A 19,216-nucleotide genomic window follows, 5' to 3' on the forward strand; every position below is an offset into this window, starting at 1 on the left:
TCCATTCCGGAACAAACGGACCAGGTGCATCCGTTCCGGAACAAGCGGACCTGGTCCGTTTGTTCCGGAATGGATGGACCTGGTCCGTTTGTTCCGGAACGGGTGGATGTTGATCTCGAGACGGGTCGAGACGGCGGGAGTGGGAGCTGGTAGATTCCTCGCATGTTCGAGACGCTCACGGAACGATTGACGGGGTCCTTCGGCTTCTTCAAGGGGAAGAAGGAACTCACCGAAACCAACATCGAGGAAGGCCTGAAGGCCGTTCGTCAGGCTCTCTTGGAGGCTGACGTTCACTTCAAGCTCGCCAAGGAGTTTGCGGAACGGGTCAAGGATCGGGCGCTTGGGGAGAAGCGGCTCCAGGGGGTCGATGCCTCGGATCAGTTCGTTCACGCGGTCCACGCCGAGCTCGTCGAGCTCATGGGGCCCGAGGACGCGACCCTCGAGATGGCCAAGGTCGGGCCCACCATCATCCTGATGGCTGGATTGCAGGGCGCGGGGAAGACCACGACCTGCGCCAAGCTCGCCAAGCATCTGCGGGAGCGCCATGGGAAGCGGCCCATGCTGGTCGCGGCGGACGTCAAGCGGCCCGCTGCCGTCGAGCAGCTGCGGGTCCTCGGCAAGGCCATCGGCATCCCTGTCTTCCACGAGGAAGGGGTCACGCCGCCCGTCGTATGCGAGCGCGGTGTCGCCGCAGCGAAGGCCCAGGGCTGTGACGTCGTCATTCTCGACACGGCGGGGCGCCTCCACATCGATGATGCGCTGATGGACGAGGTGGCGGAGATCGCCCGCGTGACCTCGCCACACAACCAGGTCCTCGTCGTCGACGCGATGACCGGCCAGGACGCCATCGAGTCCGCGAAGGCCTTCCACGCGCGCCTCACCCTGACGGGCGTGATCCTCACGAAGATGGACGGCGACGCGCGGGGCGGCGCGGCGGTCAGTCTCAAGGAAATCACCGGCGCGCCGATCCTCTTCCTCGGCGCCGGCGAGAAGGTCGATGACCTCGACCCGTTCATCGCCGACCGCATGGCGGGCCGGATCCTCGGCATGGGGGACGTCGTCGGGCTCGTGGAAACCGCGTCCCAGAGGATCGACGAGGACGAGGCCCAGGCGGCCTACGAGAAGATGATCATGGGCTCCTTCACCCTGGAGGACATGCTCGGCATGCTCCGGATGGTGCGGAAGATGGGGCCCATGAAGAAGGTCCTCGGGATGATGCCGGGCATGGGTAATGCCGCCAAGGACCTCGATATCGACGACAAGCAGATGAACCGCCTGGAGGCGCTGTTCACGTCGATGACCCGCCGGGAGCGGCTGGAGCCCGAGATCCTCGATATGAGCCGCAGGCGGCGCATCGCGAGGGGCTCGGGCCAGGAACTCGGCGCCGTCAACGAGCTCCTCAAGCGCTTCAAGGACATGCGCAAGATGATGAAGCAGCTCAACAAGATGGGGCTCGGTTCCATGATGGGCGGCAAGGGCAAGCGCGAGGCCCTGGCGGGCCTGTCCCCGACCGGAGAGATGGTCGATCCCAAGGCGGGGAAGGGCGGCGGTCTACTCGGCGGCCTCGGCAGCATGTTCGGCGGCGGCGGAGGCGGCCTCGGCGGCATGCAGATGCCCCCCGGGATGGAGGGCCTCGGGGCCGGCGACGGCAACCCTTTTGGCGCCGCTCGCCCCATGGGAAGCTCGGCCACCCGCGGCTCCGCCAAGGACCGCGACCGGAAGAAAGAGAAAGCCAAGGCGAAGCAGCGGAAGCAGAACCGCAAGAAGCGCTGACCCCTGACGGGCACAAATCTGACTTTTTGGGGGCCCAGGCTGGACATGGGGCCCGCATTCTAGTGTCCTCTTCGGCTTGGAACCCGGGAGGGGAGCTTCCCTTCCGGTCGATCGCAGATAGTCCGCCCACCCCGGACGACCCCCTGTGCGTTTCGACGCCTCAGGACACTGCCGTCCCGGAGCTCCCGCCCAAACTGGGAAGAGCTCCTCCCGGCTCCTTTTTCATTGCACAGGTGGCGGTCTCCGCCCGCCTCCCTCTTAGCCACCCTCCGTGGGCCACCCTCCGTGGCCTCCCGATAACATCCATGGCCGTCGTCATTCGCATGAAGCGCACGGGTCGTCGCAACCGACCCTGCTACCGCATCTCCGTCGCTGATTCACGCTTTCCGCGTGACGGCCGCTCCCTCGAAACTCTCGGGCTCTACGACCCGATCGCGGGGGACAAGGAGAAGCAGATCACGCTGAAGGTCGACCGCGCCCAGCACTGGCTCAGCGTCGGCGCGGTTCCTAGCCCGACCGTGCGATCTATCTTCAAGCGCCACGACGTCTACACCGGCGACTTCGAGCCGAAGCCCAAGGCCAAGCGTGACCGCAGCGGCCGCAAGAAGACCACCGCGACGGGCACCCGCCGCGCTGCGGACAAGAACGTTCGCACCGAGCGCAAGTCGGCCCGTCAGGCCGAGCGGATCGCCGCGAAGCGTGCCGCCGCCAAGGCGGCGGCTGCTGGCGCCGAGTAAGCGACGCCATTCCATGGCCCGGGGTCGCCAGGCGACTCCTCGGCTCGAATGCATCAAGCGGACCGCCCGACCGTCCAGGACTCGACTGTCCAGGAGTCAGGGCGGTCCGCTTGTGTGCTCCCCAATACCTCCCGCACACGAACTCGAGAACCGCACCGTGAGCAAGAAGACCGATCTCGTCGCTCGCCTCATCCAAGAGGTTGAACTCCGTCACCCCATTCCGAAGGAGCCACTCGAGGGGGTGAGCTTGCTGGAGCAGGGTGCGGTGCTGATTCTCATGCGGCACATGACCGAGACGCAGGCCAAGGCCTCCGTCAAGGCTCTCCGCGCGGCCTTCGATGACTGGAACGAGGTCCGAGTCAGCCAGTCCCAGGAGATCGCCCAGCACCTGAAGACCAGTACTCGCAAGAAGGGCGTCGAGATGCTGCGCGAGCGCAAGGACGCAGCGATGGCGCTCAGGGACTATTTGCAGGACGTCTTCCAGGAGACCCACCACCTCGATCTCGAGGAACTCCGAGAGGACGAGCAGACCGCTGGCAAGGTGGCGATGAGTCTCCGTGCGCTCGGACTTCCGGCCGCCGCTTATCTGGTCTGGGTCGCCACGGACGGTCAGGTCCCGGTGCACTCGGCCTTGATGAAGATCATGGATCGCCTCGAACTCATCAGCCGCACTTCTTCTGTCAAGAAGGCGCGTTCGGCGATCGAGCCGCTCGTTCCAAAGGGCAAGGAACTGGAGTTCACGCTCGCGTTCCATGAAATCATCGAGCGCTGGGACGACGAAAGCAACCCGATCTATCTGACGGTTCCGTCGCTTCTTGCCACGCCCTACGGCACCAAGACGATGAAGGAGCGCGAGGCATCCATCGCCCGTGCCGAGGCTGCGTCGAAGCGCGAAGAAGAGCGTATCCGCAAGGAAGAGGAGCGCGACCGCAAGAAGGCCGAGGCGGAGGCGCGCAAGCGATCCCGTGAGCTGGAGCGTAAGCGGAAGGCGGAAGAGAAGAAGCTTGCGGAGTCGAAGGCCAAGGCAGCCGCAGCAGAGAAGAAGAAGCAGGAGGCCGCTGCCAAGAAGGCCGAGATCAAGAAGGCTGCCGCCGACAAGAAGGCCGCCGAGAAGAAGGAGGCGGCTGCCAAGAAAGCTGCTTCGAAGAAGGCGGCAGCGAAGCCCGCAGACGCCAAGAAGCCGGCGGCGGCGAAAACTGCTGCCAAGGACGCCGCCGCTTCTACCAGGAAGGCTACGGCGAAGAAGGCGGCTGCGAAGAAGCCTGCGACCAGGAAGCCCGCGGCGAAGAAGGCTGCCTCCAAGGCGTCGACTTCCAAGAGCTCGTCGGATTCGAAGGTGACCACGAAGAAGGTGACCACCAAGAAGGCGACGACGAAGAAGGCGGCCGCCAAGAAGCCCGCGAGCAAGAAAGCTGCGACCAAGAAGACGACGTCGAAGAAGGTCACGAAGAAGCCCACGGTTCGTCGTCGCTAGGGGCTCTCTGGTTCCTTGGATCGTGTTCCCGAATTGGAGCGAGCGCTTGCGGGGCGGACGCTGGTCTTGGCCTCTGCCTCGCCGCGCCGCCACGATCTCCTGGGCCGCACGGGCCTGAAGTTCGAGGTCGAGCCCGCCGACGCAGACGAGACGATGAACCTCGCGCTGGGCGCGGCCGCGATCGCCGAAGATCTGGCGCTCCGGAAGGCGAGGATGGTCGCGGGCCGACGGGCCAGCGAGGCCTCTGCCAGCCCCGCGGCTGCGCTGATCCTGGGGTCGGACACCGTGGTCGTTCTGGGTGAGGACGAGAATCCCGCGCGGCGCTTTCTGGAGAAGGCGGCCCATGCTCAGGAGGCTCTGGAGATGCTCCGGGCGCTCTCGGGGACGCGGCACCGGGTGATTACCGGGGTCGCTGCCGTGCGGGTCGACGGTGACGTGTCCCTCGAGTTCGCGGATCACGAAACCACCTGGGTGACCATGCGGCGGCTGAACGATGAGGAGCTGGCTGCCTACGTCGCCAGCGGTGAGTGGGAGGGCAAGGCGGGTGCCTACGGCATTCAGGGGAGCGCGGACAGGTTCGTCGAGAGGCTCGAGGGTGGGGGATTCGACAACGTCGTCGGGCTCCCCGTCGAGCGCACCCTGGCTCTCCTCGGGAGGGCTTGCGCGGCTCTCCCGTGAACATCTGGGTTCTGGAGCGTGCAAGTCCAGGTCCCAGAGCCTATGCTCATCGCCCCTATATCCGGGCGGCTCCGTCACCATGGAACGCCTCAACGGACCGAAAACAAGCCATGAAAGCCAATACGCACCCCAACTACGTCGACTGCACCGTGACCTGCGGCTGTGGTAACTCCTTCGAGACCAAAGCCAACGTTCAAGAGCTCAAGATCGAGATCTGCAACGTGTGCCACCCCTTCTACACGGGGAACCAGAAGTTCGTCGATGCGGCCGGTCGCGTGGACCGCTTCAAGCGCAAGTTCGCCAAGAAGAGCGCGAAGACTTCCCAGGAGAGCTGATCGCTTCGCCCCGTGACTCCTGTACGTCGATTTTTGGACTGTAGCTTCTCGAACGCGAACCCCAGGCCGTGAACTTCGATCCAGTGCTCATGGAGGCGCTGCGCGAACGCGCGGCTCGGTTCGAGGAAATCACGGGGCTGATCGGTCAACCGGAAATCGCCTCGGACCAGAAAAGGCTCCCAGCGCTCCTTCGGGAGCGCGGGAGCCTTGAGCATTCCCATCAGATGTACGCGGCGGCTCGCGCGATGATCGAGCGTCGCGCGGAGGCGGAGAGCATCCTGGCGGACGGGAGCGATGCCGACCTCGTGGACCTGGCGAAGGAGGACCTTGCGGGACTCGGCGAAGAGGAGGAGGTCCTCGATCAGGAGATCAAGCTCGCCCTCATCGCCGATCCAGAGGACGAACGTTCCCGGGTCATCGTCGAGATCCGGGCCGGGACCGGTGGCGATGAGGCCACCCTCTTTGCCCACGACCTGTTCAGGATGTACGGGCGCTTCTGCGACGTCCACAAGCTGAAGGTCGAGCTACTCAACGTCAACGAAAGCGACGTCGGCGGCTTCAAGGAGGTCGTCTTCAGCGTCGCGGGCGACAACGCCTGGCGCCTCCTTCGGTTCGAGTCCGGTGGTCATCGCGTCCAGCGAGTTCCCACGACGGAGACCCAGGGGAGGATCCACACCTCTGCCGCCACGGTCGCCGTCCTACCCGAGGCTGAAGAGGCCGACGTGGACATCCTCGACACGGATCTTCGTATCGACACGATGCGGGCGGGCGGCGCGGGCGGCCAGCACGTCAACAAGGTCGAATCTGCCGTTCGGATTACCCATGAACCGACGGGGATCGTGGTCGTTTGTCAGGATGAGCGGAGCCAGGCCAAGAACAAGGCGAAGGCAATGCGAATCTTGCGATCCCGGATCATGGAGGCGGAAGTGGCCCGCCTCGCGGCCGAGCGCTCGCAGGCCCGGAAGACCCTGGTGGGCACGGGTGACCGCAACGCGCGCGTCCGAACGTACAATTTCCCCCAGAACCGCGTCACCGAGCATCGCCTCGAGGACGGAGGCGCGAAGAACTTCAATCTGGACAGCGTCATCGAAGGCCGGCTCGAGCCGGTCATCGAGGCGCTCGACGAGATGGAGAAGAAGTCCCGGCTCTCCCATCTGATCGACGCGTGATCCAAGGCGCTTCCGGCGCCCCGGCCCACGCGGCCCTTCTCATCTGACCCCTTTTCCCCCCCCCGACCGCGCCGGTCCGCTGGCGCCGACCCTGACCCAGCATCAGGGCAACGTATCCATGAGTGACGAGACACGTGAATCTTCAGCTGGCACGCCACCCAAGCGCGAGATGGAGCAGGCACCGCAGCTGCTTCGTAAGGCGAGCCTCGTGCTGATCGCTGGCGCCATCCTTCCCTGGATGACCTCGATCTCGACCCAGGGCCACATGCCGTGGACCGCCTGGGCCATCGCGACGGCGCTGACCCTGGCCGGTGGATTCGTGATGCTGGAGGCCGCCAAGGCGAACGCTGGCGCGAAGGCGAACGGCCTCGTGAAGTCGATCGCCGGCGCGCACCCGATGGCCGGCACGATCGTCGGGCTCGTGCTCTTCGTGGCGGCCCTGGTCGTCGCCTGGACGATGGGAAGCTCGTACTTCGTCAACGGTGAGTTTGCGGGACTCACGGACGCTGCGCTCGTCGGGGCCGAGGACGCGAAGGTCGAGGACCATTACAGCCTGCGCGCCCTCCTCGAGTTCGGCACGCTCTTCCTCGGCCTCGCGACCTTCGCGCACATCCAGGCCTACGAGTACGGCGGAAAGTTCAACCCCATCTTCCCGCTCATGTTCCTCGGCCCGGCCGTGGCCGGTTCCCTGCATGTCTTCACGGCGCTGGGCGGCGATGGCAGCCTGAAGATCGTGGGCATCCTCGGTTCGTTGATCGTCGCGGCCGCTGGCATCATGGCGATGTACACCATGTACGTGTCGATGCGTCAGGCGAAGGTCGAGGGCGACATCAAGAAAGCCGCCGAGCGTGAGCGTCGCAAGAACGAGCGCTCCTCTCGACGCTCCTGAGTCCACGCGAACCGTTGTCGGATCCCCGCCCAGTCTCTGATCCGGTTTCCGGACCTGGCGTCGTGCCGGGCGCCGCTCCTTCCACGGGGCGGCCGCCCGCGCCGAAGGACGCCCGGGAGATGCTGGCCCTGGCGCGTGCCTTCCTGGAGCGTAAGGGGCTGGGGGAGGCTCGCCTCGAAGCAGAGCTTCTCGTCGGCCATTCCCTCGGTCTGGATCGACTGGGGCTTTACATGCGGCTGGACCAGCCGCTACTTCCGGCGGAAGTGGATCGCGCCCGGGACCTGCTCGTGCGGCGCGGACGTCGCGAGCCCACGGCCTACATCGTGGGCGCGCGCGAGTTCTATGCGCGCGATTTCTTCGTGGGGCCTGGCGTGCTCGTCCCGAGGCCCGAAACCGAGCTCATCGTCGACCGAGCCCGGGAGATCATTTCGGGGTGGCGCGAAGCCGAGCCAGGGGGTGAGTCCCTGGAGGCCGACCGCGACGCCGTCGTCGAGCCCATTCGGCTCCTGGATATCGGGACGGGATCAGGCTGCCTGGCGGTCACGCTGGCCCTGGTGATCCCGGAAGCAGAGGTTCACGCGGTGGATCTGTCCGAGGAGGCGCTCGTCTGGGCCCGCAAGAACGCGGAAGCTCTCGGCGCGGCGGTCCGCTTCCATCACGGCGACGGACTGGAGGTGGCGCTGGCGCTCGCGAAGGAGCACGGTCCGTTCGACCTCGTGGTCAGCAATCCGCCGTACATCGAGCCCCGTGAGCGCGAGACGCTGAGTGCCGAGGTGCGTGAGCATGAGCCGCCACTCGCTCTCTACTCGCCCGCCGAAGACCCGGACTTCTGGGTGCGCTCGCTCGCAGAGCGCGCAGGCGCTCTTCTGGCAGTCGAGCGCGGTCGCTGTCTCGTGGAACTCGGGCACCTCCAGGGAGCTCGACTCGCTGGGGTGCTCGGTCAGCTGCCCGGCGGCGCAGTGGAGCTGACGCTCCACCGCGACCTCGCAGGCATCCCTCGAGTGGCCGAGTTCGGAAGGCCCACGTAGCCCGAAAGGTCCCTGCCGCGCACCGGGTGACGGGACGCGCTCGTCAGGCTGACTGCACGTACTGGGCGATCGTGTCGCGATCGGGAGAGGCCATGTCCTGCATGAACACTGCGATCTCGTAGTGATCGATGTGCTTGCCGATCTTTTCGCAGCGCACGACCGCTCCATGGCCGCTGATTCGCCGGATGCCGACGGCCACGGGAAGATCGAACTCGATCTTGAGCGCGGTCATCTCGGGTACGGGGCGATCGAGGAAGAAACAGACTCCTCCACGGCTGACGTCGCGGATCTTCGCCTCGTGCACGCCGTCGTCGAGGACCACGGTGATGGGCAGGTCGGCGCGGGCGCGGTCGTGCTTGCGACGTTCACGTCCCGTGGGGCGGTCGGCGGCGTTGGGGGATGACTGGGTCATGGGAGCAGATTTTTGGTGGGGCAGGACGGTGGGCCGCACCTTACAGGAGTGCCCTGGCGCCAGACAATGTATACACTGCCCGGGAGCCTGCGCCACAGAATGCGATTCTGCGAGCGCCGCTTGGACCCTGATCCTCGACTCACCTCCGGCCTGGCGCCGGGCGAACACCATGGCTTCATATAACAAGGTCGTCCTGATGGGCAACCTGACCCGCGACCCCGAACTTCGCTACACCCAGAGCAACCTCGCCGTCTGCAAGGTCGGGCTGGCGGTCAATCGGCGGGTGAAGGACGCCCAGACCGACCAGTGGCGCGAAGAGGCCACCTTCGTGGACGTCACGATCTTCGGGAAGCGCGGCGAGGCGTTCGAGAAGTTCCACAAGAAGGGCTCCTCCGCGTTCATCGACGGGGAGCTTCGCTTCGACCAGTGGGAGGACAAGGAGAGCGGCCAGAAGCGCAGCAAGCTCTACGTGGTGGCCAACAACTGGGAGTTCGTGGGTGGCGGCAAGGGTGAAGGCGGCGGCGGGGGCGGCGGTTACGATAGCTCGGGATCGTCCTCCGGCGGCGGCTACGGCGGAGGGAGCGGGTATCAGCAGGCTTCCTCGGGAAGTGCCGGCGGCGGGTACGGGGGCGGCGGTTACGGCGGCGCTTCCTCTGGCGGCGACTCCAGCGGCGGCGGCTCGGAGTTCCTGGGTGACGACGACACCCCGTTCTAGTGCCCCTTCCAGTGCCCCCGTCGACCCGCCGGGGGCGCGAAGCGTGCTCCGGCAGGTCCGACCCGATCCACCGCCTATGAGGGTCCAGATACGTCTTTTTGCGGCGCTTCGCGAGCGCGCGGGGCGCGGCACCCTCGAGCTGACGGATGTTCCCGTTGGGTCGACCATCGCCGACCTCAAGCGACTGGCCGCAGAGGCCGAGCCTCGCCTTGGCGACCTCGGGCCGGTCGCCGGGGTGATCGGTACGACTTATGCGAGCCCTGAGACCGTGGTGATGGAGGGCGCCGAGGTGGCATTCTTACCGCCGGTCAGCGGCGGGGCACCCTCCAGCGGTGGCACCAGCGAGCAGGGGGATTCGCTCGAGAGCGGGATCTTCGAACTCCGCGCGGATGCGCTCGATGTCGCGGCCATCCAGGCGCGCGTTTCGCACCCGAGCTGCGGCGCGATCGTGCTCTTCACCGGCGTGACCCGGGAGACCAATCGGGGCCAGGACGTCGTCGAACTCGACTACGAGGCGTTCACGGAGATGACCGGTCCCGAGATGGGGCGGATCTTCGCGGACTGCCTGGAGGCCTTCGGGCCCGAGGGCAACCAGGGGGCGGACCGCCTCCGAATGCTGGTGGTTCACCGCGTCGGCGTCGTCGGTGTCGGCGAACCCTCGGTAGCGATCGCGGTCGCCAGCCCACACCGGGATGCTGCGTTTCGCGCAGCTCGATTCCTGATCGACACCCTCAAGGAGCGTCTCCCGGTCTGGAAAAAGGAGGTGTACGGCGACGGACACCACTGGATCGGCGATCGTTCCTGAGGCCGCAGGTCCCTATACTGCTCGGCCCACTGCTCGCTGTATTCCTCGCCCGGCACCATCGATCTCACGCCCACGCTCCCCACTCGCTGGCCCTCACCCATGAAGCCCACCAAGATCTCCCTCAATGCGCCTGATGTAGAACGGGAAGAGCTTCCCGTGGACGTCTGCATCGTCGGCGCTGGACCCGCCGGGCTCTCCTGCGCCATTCACCTTTCGCGCCTCCTGAAGGAGTCCGGCGACGAGGAGCGCACGGTCTTGGTTCTCGACAAGGCCGAGGAAGTCGGGCACCACACGCTCTCCGGCGCGGTGATGAATCCCAAGGGCATCGCAGAGCTCTTCCCCGACTACAAGGCGCGGGGCTTCCCGATCCAGTCCGAGATCCGCGAGGACTGGGCAGAGATGCTCAAGCCCGGCGGTGGCAGCACGAAGCTGAAGGGGATCCTCTGCCCTCCGCCGCTCCGCAACCATGGAAACGTCATGGTGTCGCTGAACGAGGTGGTCGGCTGGCTCTCGGGACAGGCCGAAGAAATCGGCGTCGAGATCTACGCGGGCTTTCCCGTCGCGGAAACGCGCTTCGAGGAGGGGACTGACAGGGTGATCGGCGTCCAGACGCGAGACAGCGGCATCGCCAAGGATGGCTCGAAGAAGGCGACGTTCGAGCCGGGCATGGACGTCAGCGCCGAGGTGACCGTGTTCGCCGAAGGCGTGCGCGGCAACCTCGCGAAGAATCTCTTTCGTCGCCTCGACGTGATGGACGGGAAGAACCCGCAGACGTACGGCACCGGCATCAAGGAGATCTGGGAAGTCACGCCAGAGATCGGCAAGGAGATGCACGGCCAGGTCATGCACACCGGCGGCTACCCGCTGGACATGAAGTCCTACGGCGGTTCCTGGGTGTACGGCTTCGCCGAGAACAAGCTCTCGCTCGGCTTCGTCGCGGGCCTCGATCATCCGGACGCCAAGCTCGACCCCCACGCGCTCTTCGTGCAGTGGAAGCAGCACCCGAAGATTGCCCGTCTGCTCGAAGGCGGCAAGCCGATCAACTACGGTGCCAAGTGCGTGCCCGAAGGCGGCTACTTCTCCCAGCCGCGTCTCTACGGGGACGGATTCGTCTTTGTCGGCGATACGGGCGGCTTCCTGAACGCCGCCACGCTCAAGGGCATTCACCTCGCCATCAAGTCCGGCATGCTCGCCGCCGAGGCGATCTTCGCCGCGCTGAAGAAGGGCGACAGCTCGATGGCGAGCCTGAAGGGCTACCAGGACGCCTACGAGGCCTCTTGGGCCAAGGAAGAGCTCTGGAAGTACCGCAACTACCGCCAGGCCTTTGCGGGCGGGATGGTGAAAGGCGGCCTCGACTTCGCGTTCCAGATGGTCACCGGCGGCCGCGGCCTCGTCGCGCGCCGGCCCGGCCACAGCGACCATGAGACCATGGCGCCGGTCTCGAAGTCGAAGATGACCAAGCCGAAGTTCGACGACAAGGCGTCGATGGACAAGCTCACGGACGTCTATCTCTCGGGAGCGATCCACGAGGAGGACCAGCCCGCGCACCTTCTGGTCAACGACCCCTCGATCTGCACCGATCGCTGTACCAAGGAGTACGGCAATCCGTGCCAGCACTTCTGCCCGGCGGCCGTCTACGAGTGGCCCGAGGGCTCGGAGGCCGTGTTGATCAACGCCTCGAACTGCGTCCACTGCAAGACGTGCGACATCATGGATCCGTACGAGAACATCGAGTGGGTCGTGCCGGAAGGCGGCGGCGGTCCCAAGTACATCGGGATGTAGCCCAGCGGGCACCCTGTTCCTTCCCCTTCGGGGCTCGTCCCCACGGCGCCCCACGATCGCGTTATGAAACTCACCATCAAAGACGTCGGCAAGCCGACCCGAGTCGACCTCTTGGCTCTTCTGGTCGCATCAGGATCCGATGTCGACGTGCCCCAGGGCGTGGACGTCCCCGAGGGCTTCGTCGCCAAGTTCGACGCAAAGCCGCGCGCGACCCGCTCCACCTTTGCGAGCGGCGGGAGCGCGAGCGAGGTTCTTCTCATCGGGCTCGGCGAGTCCAGCAAGATCGACGCGGAGGCCATCCGGCGCGCGTCGGCCGTCGCCGTCAAAGAGGCGAAGAAGCGCAAGGTCGGTTCTGTCCACATCGAGGTCAGCGGAGTGGCGTCCGAGGCCGCGGGTGGGGGGGAGATCGCCGGGTGCGCGGCTGCCGAAGGCGCGCTGATGGCGGGCTATGAATACCTGTCCTCGAAGAGCGCCAAGGTCGCCAAGGACGCGGCTTCGCCGCTCAAGCAGATCGTCCTCGGGGGCGCCGGTTCGCAGTTCAAGAAAGGCGCGCAGCGCGGTGAGATCCTCGCCGCCGCGAACATGTTCACCCGGGACCTCCAGAACGGCGCGGGCAACGTGATCACCCCGACCGCGCTCGCCAAGGCTGCCCAGGGGATCGCCAAGCTGAGCCCCCAGGTGACGGTCAAGGTCCACGACGAGGCGGCCATGAAGAAGATGGGCATGGGCCTGCTCCTCGGCTGCTCCCAGGGCTCGACCGAGCCCGCGAAGCTCATTCACCTGACCTACAAGCCCAAGGGCAAGTCGAAGGGGACGATCGCGTTCGTCGGCAAGGGCCTGACCTTCGATGCGGGCGGGTACTCGCTGAAGCCGTCGCCCAAGATGGACGAGATGCGCTTCGACATGTCCGGTGGTGCCGCCGTGCTGGGAGCTCTTCATGCGCTCAGCCAGATGGATGTCCCGTTCGAGGTCCACGGCGTGGTTCCCTCCTCCGAGAACCTGATCGACGGAAACGCCACGAAGCCCGGTGACATCCACGAGGCGATGAACGGCACGACGGTCGAGATCCTGAACACGGACGCCGAGGGCCGCCTGATCCTGGCGGACGCCCTCAACTACGTGGAGAGCAAGATCAAGCCCGACACCATCATCGACCTCGCCACCCTCACCGGTGCGGTCATCGTCGGCCTCGGCCACGAGGTAACCGGGATGTTCGCCTCCACCACGGAACTCCGCGACGACCTCCTGGCGGCCGGGGCGATCGCCGGCGAGCCCGTTTGGCCTCTCCCGCTGCTCGATGCCCACAAGGAAGGCATGAAAGGCCAGTCGGCGGACCTCGCCAACATCGGTTCGCCAGCGATGGGAGCCGGCCCCAGCCAGGGGGCGGCATTCCTTTCCCATTTCGTATCGGATGAGCGCGCCTGGGCCCACCTGGACATCGCCGGTACGGCCTGGAACACCCGAGATCGCGACTGGGTCGGCGGGTCCACGGGATCAGGGGTCGGCGCGCGGCTTCTGGTCGAGTACCTTCTTCACCGCTCAGGCTCCAGGTAGCCTGTCCTGCAGGTCGATCCTGGCACTGCCTCCTCTTCCTGTTTCTCGATTTCCCTACTCACTTCGGAGCCTCCACGTGTCATCCCCCGAACTCGTTCCTGGTCTGGCCGGAATTCCGGCCGCGGAATCCTCGGTCAGCTTCATCGACGGCCAGGCGGGTGTCCTGGAATACCGCGGTTATCCGATCGAGGAGCTGTCCGCGCACAGCACCTACGAGGAGGTGGCCTGGCTGCTTCTCTACGGCGAGCTCCCCACGGCGGAAGAGCTGAAGGCCTTCACCGCGGACCTCGAGCGCCTTCGCGTCCTTCCCGAGGCACTCGTCTCGATGGTGAAGGCTTTCCCTCGCACCGGTCACCCGATGCAGGCCCTCCAGGCCTCGCTGGCGGGGCTCGGCATGGTGGCTCCCAAGGTGGACCTCAAGGACGCGGCGTCCCGCGACGAAGCAACGCGCCGGGTCATCGCGGCCACGCCTGTGCTCGTCGCCCTCTTCGAGCGCGTCCGCGCTGGCAAGGAGTACGTCGCGCCCAGGGAAGGGCTCGGCACCGCCGCCAACTTCCTCTGGTGTCTCGACGGCGAGGAGCCGGATGAGGTCGCGGCCAAGACGCTGGACTGCGCGCTCGTGCTGCACGCCGAGCACACGATGAACGCGTCGACGTTCGCTTGCCGCGTCGTGGCTTCGACCGAGAACGATCCCTACACGTCCTGCAGCGGCGCGGTCGGCGCCCTGTTCGGGCCGCTCCACGGCGGGGCGAACGAGCGAGTGCTGAACCAGCTCGGCACGATCGGGGATCTCTCCAACGTCGAGGCCTGGTTCGAGGGCAAGTCGGAGCGCAAGGAGAAGGTCATGGGCTTCGGGCACCGCGTCTACAAGACCAAGGATCCGCGCGCCAAGAACCTCCAGCTGCTCGCGAACGAGATGTTCGGCAAGCTCGGTAGCACGCCCAAGTACGACATCGCGCTCAAGCTCGAGCAGGTGGTCACGGAGAAGCTGGGATCACGCGGCATCTACCCCAACGTCGACTTCTTCAGCGGTCTCGTCTACGAGAAGCTTGGCCTCGCGACGGACGTCTTCACGCCGATCTTTGCGATGGCCCGCGTCGCCGGTTACTGCGCGCACTGGTCGGAGCAGATGCTGGACAACAAGCTGTTCCGTCCCGGCCAGATCTACAAGGGCAAGCGCCAGCGCGCGTACGTTTCGATCGACAAGCGCTGATTCCATCTGCCAGGAGCGTTCGCGCTCTGCCCCCATCGGAGGCTGCCGCGGATCCCGGGTCTGCGGCAGCTTCCTGTGCATTCTTCCATGGCCATTGCCGAACTTCTCTGCACGGATCTGACCTCGGTCGAGGCCGCGCTCCAGGCGGGCGCGGATCGGATCGAGCTATGCGCAGCGCTCGAGGTCGGGGGCGTCACTCCCGGGATCGGGTTCCTGCGGGCTGCGGTGGCGCTCGCGAAGAGCCATCCGACCGGCGTCGGCATCGTGGCGCTGATTCGCCCCCGGCGGGGTGACTTCCTCCTCGATGGGCCCGGAGGACTGGCGCTGCTCGTGGCGGAAATCGCTGCCGCTCGCGAGGTCGGAGCCGAGGGCGTGGCGGTGGGGGTCCTTGGGCCCGACGGTCGGGTGGATGCAGCGAGCATGGCCGCGCTCGTCGAGGCCGCCGCGCCGCTGAAGGTGACGTTTCACCGGGCCATCGATCACGTCGCGGAGCCGGTGGAGGCCGTCCGCACGCTGATCGAACTGGGGGTCGCGCGGCTTCTCACCTCGGGTGGCGCGGAGTCGGCGATCGATGGGGCCGTTCGGATCCGCAGCCTGGTCGACGCCTTCGGGCAGGATCTCGAGATCGTCGCGGCCGGAGGGATTCACGGTGGAAACGCCGCCGAGGTCCTGCGCAGCACCGGAGCGCCCGCGATCCACGGGAGCTGCAGTCGGCGCGTCCCTTCGTCGTCCCATGGCCGAACGGGCGCCGCACCCGTTCGAATGGGCGCCGCCGAAGGCTCCTTGCGCGAGGATACCCGCTCTCAACTCGATCCTTCCTCGGCCAGAGCCTTCGTAGAGGCCGCTCGATCCTCGTCTCGATAGCGGGGGGCCGGTAGACTGGGCGGCATGTTGCCAAGTGAGTCCTCTGAGAGCCGGGTCGCTGATCCGGCCAGCGCCAGTCGAGGCAGCGCCATGGAAAAGAGTAGCCGACCCCCGATCGTGACCATCCATGGGAGCGCGGACGAGGGTGCGGTTGCGGCGGCTCTCGAGCTGGCGGATCTCGTGGAGGCGAAGCCGGATGCCGTCCTCGGACTCGCGACTGGCGGAACGATGGTGGGCGTCTATGCGGCGTTCGTTCGTGAAGCCCGCGCGCGGAGCCTGGACGTCTCGCGGGTACGCACGTTCAACCTCGACGAGTACCTTGGGCTTGCCGTCGACGATGCGAAGCGGTTCCGTCACTTCATGGAGCTGCATCTGTTCGGCCCGCTCTCGATCCCGTCGGAGCACGCTCATTTTCCCGACGCAGAACGCGCGCAGACCGACGCGGTGGGCGCTGCCCGGGACTACGAATCGGCCATCGAGGCCGCGGGTGGGATCGACCTCCAGCTCCTGGGGATCGGTCGAAACGGCCACATCGCCTTCAACGAGCCGGGCTCCAGCCCGGATTCGCGAACGCGCGTGATCGAGCTTCACGGCGCGACGCGCGCTGATGCAGCGCCGAGTTTCGGTGGGCTGGCAGGAACCCCGGAGCGCGCCATCACGATGGGGATGGGAACGATCCTGGAGGCACGGGCTCTGCGGGTGCTGGCGTTCGGCGAGGCGAAGGCTCCGGTCGTGGAGCGGATGCTTCACGGTGAGGAGGATCCCGAGACTCCCTGCACCTTCCTCCGCGGTCGTCACGGAGATCTCGCCGTCCATCTCGATCGCGATGCAGCCCGGCTTCTGCATTGACGGATTCCCTTGACCCTTCGGACGGGCTTGCGATGGAGACCGCCTCCCCGTTGATCGGTGTTGTCGCCTCTCCCCAGCGCGTGGAGGCCCAGCTCGTGTCGGTCACTCCGTTCGGCAGGATGCGCTCAGCGGGCAGGCGAGTCGTCGAGGATGTGGACGGCCCGATGGATTTCCTGCCGCTCACCGTCGAGCGCCAGCTCGCAGGGAGCACCGCCGCCGGCAACGAGGCGCGCGCGGGTCAGGCCTGGGTGGAGACCGTCGCGAACAGTATCGCCAAGCTGACATTCGGCCTGCGAGGGGGGAAGCCGCGCGTCGGGCTCTGCCTCGAAGCTCGCCTGGGACCGCGAGGTCGCGAGGTCGAGGCCGCCGAAGGCGGTGCGCGGGTGAAGGACTTCGTGGCGGATCTCGAACAGGCTCTTCGCGGGCGCAACATCGACCTCGCGTCGCCGATCGGCCGGGCGCTGACCCCGGGGGAAGCGTGCGCCCTGGGTGAGATGCACTCCGCGCTCGGCGGCCTGGCAGGCGTGCCGGACGCGGTCGCCCTCATCTGGGAGAGCGACGTTCACTGGGCCAGGGTCGCCCGCGGCCGCATCGTTCAGACCGCCACCGAGCCCCACGGGGGACGCCTCGACCTGGGCCTCCGCGCACTCGATGAGCGCTTTTGCCTTCCCGGCGATCGATCCAAGCGACTCTTCGTCGCGGCGCGCGAGTCCGACCCGCGGGCTCGCGATTTACTCTGCGCCTCTGCCCTCGCGCTCGGGCAAGAGGCAGCGCGCCGATTGCTCGACTGGCCGGTGCCGGATGATCGCCATCATCCGAATCCTGCTCCGCCGCCCTCTCGGCTCTTGCTAGGCGGCCTCGTCGGTCGTCTCTCGTCGGATTCGAGGCTCCGTGGAGTTTTGCTGGATCCGTTCGAAGAGGGTCTGGCGCGAGGGCTCCACGATCGCGACGATGCGGCCAGAATTCGCGGCTTGATCGTCGCTTCCGAGCAGCCGGAAGGCTCCGGACTCCATGAATACATTCTCCCGCCTGGGTTGATCCAGGTCTCCCAGGAGGACTCGGCGGCCGTGATCGGCGCAGCCTCCACGGTGGCCCCGTCCGCCCAGACCAGACCATGACTGCCCTCGCTCTTCTTCCTGCGCTCCTCTGTCAAGCCGCGGCGGAGGTGGCTCCTTCACAGGTCCCATCCCTCGGTGGAGGCTTCAGCTGGATCGATTGGGTCGTGGTTCTCGCGGTTCTGGTGGCCATCACGATCATGGGCGAGCGCCTCGCTGGCCGCCAGGAGACCGTCCGCGACTTCTACCTCGGGGGCCGTCGCCTTCCCTGGTACGCGGTCTCGGCTTCGATCATCGCGACCGAGATCTCGGCCGTCACGTTCTTCGTGGTGCCGTCCATGATCTGGCGCACGGGTGGCACGCTCCTGTACCTCCAGGTCGGTGTCTTCAGCGCCATCGTCGCCCGGTTGATCGTCGCGTTCGTGCTGGTCCCCGCGTACTACGAGCGCGAGGTGTACAGCCCGTACGAGTACATGGGCAACCGCCTCGGCTCCGGTGTCAAGAAGATGACGACCGGGCTGTTCATGATCGGCGGCCTCCTCGCCCAGGCCTCTCGCGTCTACATCACCGCGGTCATCATCGAGGTGCTGGCGAAGGAAGAACTGGACGTCGTCGCCTCCTACACGGGGCTCTCGCCGATCGCCTCGGCGGTGGCGGCGATCGCGCTCGTGGCCCTGCTCTGGACCTGGCTCGGCGGCGTGGCGACCGTGATCTGGACCGACGCCTTCCTGTTCCTGATGTTCCTCGCGGGCCTCATCGGGATGCTCTTCGTACTCCACGCGGGAACGGACGGCGGGCTCATGGCGTCCATCGACATCGCCAGGGAATCGGGCCGTCTTCAGTTCATCGACACCGACTTTGCGTTCACCAAACCGTACACGCTCGTCGCCGTGATCTTCGCCATCAGCTGGGGCTACGTCGGCTCGTTCGGAACGGATCAGCTGATCGTTCAGCGTCTGCTCTGCTGTAAGAATGAGCGCGATGCGAAGCTCGCCATGGTCGGGAGCTACCTCTCGGTCCTCGTGATCGGCCTCGCGTTCCTCGTGGGCATCGGACTGCTCGGCTACTACTCCACGCACTCCATGAGCGACGTCGCGGCCGCACTGACGGCCGACGGTGCCAAGCCAGAGCGGATCCTCGCCGTGTTCGTGCGAGAGGAACTTCCCGTCGGGGTCCGCGGCCTCGTGCTGGCTGCGGCCTTCGCGGCCGCGATCTCCAGTCTGGATTCCATCCTGGCGGCGCTCGGGCAGACGACCCTCGCCACCCTCTGGACGCCGTGGCGCGAAAGAAAAGGGCCGTCGTACATGACCGAAGCCGAGGAGTCGCGCTCCAACCTGCGCGCCAGCCGCGTCATCGTCGCTCTTTGGGCCGGCGTGCTCGCGTTCGTGGCGCTCGCGATGCAGTCGGTCGAGGCTCGCTACGACAACCTCCTCAACCTCGCGCTCGCGATGTCGGCTCTGATCGGTGGCCCGCTCCTGGCAGGCTTCGCGCTCAGCTGGCTCCCGCAGTCCGACGATCTGAAGGACACGCGGCATGCGCGCGGTTCGGCCGGGTTCATGTGGTCGGCGCCGCTGGGCGTCCTCACGGTGCTGTTCGCCATCTGGCACGGGGACGCCGCCTATCGCGCGAGCTGGTGGGCCGTTTCGATCGTCTTCGGGCTCTGGCTCGTCGTCGGACTCCCGCGTCGGCGCCAGCCCTTCGGCGCGATCCAGACGCTCCTCTACGGGTTCTCGCTCTTCCTGCTCACGCGAGTGGCCGAGGTGGGAGACTTCGACGACGGCAAGTCGATCGCCTGGTCCTGGTACGTCCCGGTCGGGAGCACGGTCACGTTCCTCTACGCGCTGCTCCTCGACAAGCACGGCCGCCGGCGCTGATCGAGGCGAG

General features: G+C 66.5%; 18 protein-coding genes. 17 read left to right on the top strand and 1 reads right to left on the bottom strand.

Annotation, left to right across the window (positions count from 1 at the left end):
* Window positions 1–162 precede the first annotated feature (162 nt).
* The 8 genes from ffh to prmC all read left to right on the top strand — a co-directional run bounded on the left by ffh (window position 163) and on the right by prmC (window position 8,083).
* Complete coding sequence (gene ffh / locus Poly30_RS12365; protein WP_145197711.1) at window positions 163–1,773, top strand: signal recognition particle protein; 1,611 nt, start codon at window positions 163–165, stop codon at window positions 1,771–1,773.
* A gap of 305 nt (window positions 1,774–2,078) precedes the next feature.
* The gene (gene rpsP, locus Poly30_RS12370; protein ID WP_145197713.1) at window positions 2,079–2,510 is read left to right on the top strand and encodes a 30S ribosomal protein S16; all 432 of its coding nucleotides are present in this window, start codon (window positions 2,079–2,081) and stop codon (window positions 2,508–2,510) included.
* A gap of 157 nt (window positions 2,511–2,667) precedes the next feature.
* Window positions 2,668–3,984, top strand: a complete 1,317-nt coding sequence (locus Poly30_RS12375) for a P83/100 family protein (protein ID WP_419191295.1) — start codon at window positions 2,668–2,670, stop codon at window positions 3,982–3,984.
* A 66-nt stretch (window positions 3,985–4,050) separates the two neighbouring features.
* Window positions 4,051–4,662, top strand: coding sequence for a Maf family protein (locus tag Poly30_RS12380; RefSeq protein ID WP_419191296.1), 612 nt, complete (start codon window positions 4,051–4,053; stop codon window positions 4,660–4,662).
* A 110-nt stretch (window positions 4,663–4,772) separates the two neighbouring features.
* On the top strand, window positions 4,773–4,997 hold the full coding sequence (gene rpmE, locus Poly30_RS12385) for a 50S ribosomal protein L31 (protein WP_145197717.1): 225 nt from the start codon (window positions 4,773–4,775) through the stop codon (window positions 4,995–4,997).
* Between the two features lie 68 nt (window positions 4,998–5,065).
* Window positions 5,066–6,166: a peptide chain release factor 1 gene (prfA, locus tag Poly30_RS12390; protein ID WP_419191297.1), complete on the top strand. Its 1,101-nt coding sequence runs from the start codon at window positions 5,066–5,068 to the stop codon at window positions 6,164–6,166.
* A 118-nt stretch (window positions 6,167–6,284) separates the two neighbouring features.
* Window positions 6,285–7,055, top strand: a complete 771-nt coding sequence (locus tag Poly30_RS12395) for a hypothetical protein (protein ID WP_145197719.1) — start codon at window positions 6,285–6,287, stop codon at window positions 7,053–7,055.
* 62 nt (window positions 7,056–7,117) lie between these two features.
* On the top strand, window positions 7,118–8,083 hold the full coding sequence (prmC, locus tag Poly30_RS12400) for a peptide chain release factor N(5)-glutamine methyltransferase (RefSeq protein WP_419191298.1): 966 nt from the start codon (window positions 7,118–7,120) through the stop codon (window positions 8,081–8,083).
* Window positions 8,084–8,126: 43 nt separating this feature from the next.
* Here prmC and Poly30_RS12405 read toward each other — a convergent pair whose 3' ends face one another.
* Window positions 8,127–8,495 (bottom strand): PilZ domain-containing protein, encoded by a 369-nt coding sequence (locus tag Poly30_RS12405; RefSeq protein WP_419191299.1) that lies wholly within the window; start codon window positions 8,493–8,495, stop codon window positions 8,127–8,129.
* A 169-nt stretch (window positions 8,496–8,664) separates the two neighbouring features.
* Between Poly30_RS12405 and Poly30_RS12410 the strand changes: the two genes are divergently transcribed.
* The 9 genes from Poly30_RS12410 to Poly30_RS12450 all read left to right on the top strand — a co-directional run bounded on the left by Poly30_RS12410 (window position 8,665) and on the right by Poly30_RS12450 (window position 19,206).
* The gene (locus tag Poly30_RS12410) at window positions 8,665–9,210 is read left to right on the top strand and encodes a single-stranded DNA-binding protein (RefSeq protein WP_145197723.1); all 546 of its coding nucleotides are present in this window, start codon (window positions 8,665–8,667) and stop codon (window positions 9,208–9,210) included.
* Window positions 9,211–9,286: 76 nt separating this feature from the next.
* Window positions 9,287–10,015, top strand: coding sequence for a molybdenum cofactor biosynthesis protein (locus tag Poly30_RS12415; protein ID WP_145197725.1), 729 nt, complete (start codon window positions 9,287–9,289; stop codon window positions 10,013–10,015).
* A gap of 99 nt (window positions 10,016–10,114) precedes the next feature.
* Window positions 10,115–11,797: an electron transfer flavoprotein-ubiquinone oxidoreductase gene (locus tag Poly30_RS12420; RefSeq protein WP_145197727.1), complete on the top strand. Its 1,683-nt coding sequence runs from the start codon at window positions 10,115–10,117 to the stop codon at window positions 11,795–11,797.
* Window positions 11,798–11,860: 63 nt separating this feature from the next.
* Window positions 11,861–13,351, top strand: a complete 1,491-nt coding sequence (locus tag Poly30_RS12425; RefSeq protein WP_145197729.1) for a leucyl aminopeptidase family protein — start codon at window positions 11,861–11,863, stop codon at window positions 13,349–13,351.
* A gap of 76 nt (window positions 13,352–13,427) precedes the next feature.
* On the top strand, window positions 13,428–14,564 hold the full coding sequence (locus tag Poly30_RS12430) for a citrate synthase (protein ID WP_419191300.1): 1,137 nt from the start codon (window positions 13,428–13,430) through the stop codon (window positions 14,562–14,564).
* Window positions 14,565–14,651: 87 nt separating this feature from the next.
* A complete protein-coding gene (locus Poly30_RS12435; protein WP_145197733.1) occupies window positions 14,652–15,428 on the top strand; it encodes a copper homeostasis protein CutC in 777 nt (258 codons plus the stop codon).
* A 90-nt stretch (window positions 15,429–15,518) separates the two neighbouring features.
* Complete coding sequence (locus Poly30_RS12440) at window positions 15,519–16,277, top strand: glucosamine-6-phosphate deaminase (RefSeq protein WP_419191301.1); 759 nt, start codon at window positions 15,519–15,521, stop codon at window positions 16,275–16,277.
* A 32-nt stretch (window positions 16,278–16,309) separates the two neighbouring features.
* The gene (locus Poly30_RS12445) at window positions 16,310–17,395 is read left to right on the top strand and encodes a hypothetical protein (protein ID WP_145197737.1); all 1,086 of its coding nucleotides are present in this window, start codon (window positions 16,310–16,312) and stop codon (window positions 17,393–17,395) included.
* Window positions 17,392–19,206, top strand: a complete 1,815-nt coding sequence (locus Poly30_RS12450; protein WP_145197739.1) for a sodium:solute symporter family transporter — start codon at window positions 17,392–17,394, stop codon at window positions 19,204–19,206. The genes Poly30_RS12445 and Poly30_RS12450 overlap by 4 nt, the downstream gene beginning before the upstream one ends.
* The last annotated feature ends 10 nt before the right edge of the window (window positions 19,207–19,216 follow it).

Origin of the sequence: Saltatorellus ferox, from assembly GCA_007751475.1 — a bacterium.
Classification (GTDB): domain Bacteria; phylum Planctomycetota; class UBA1135; order UBA1135.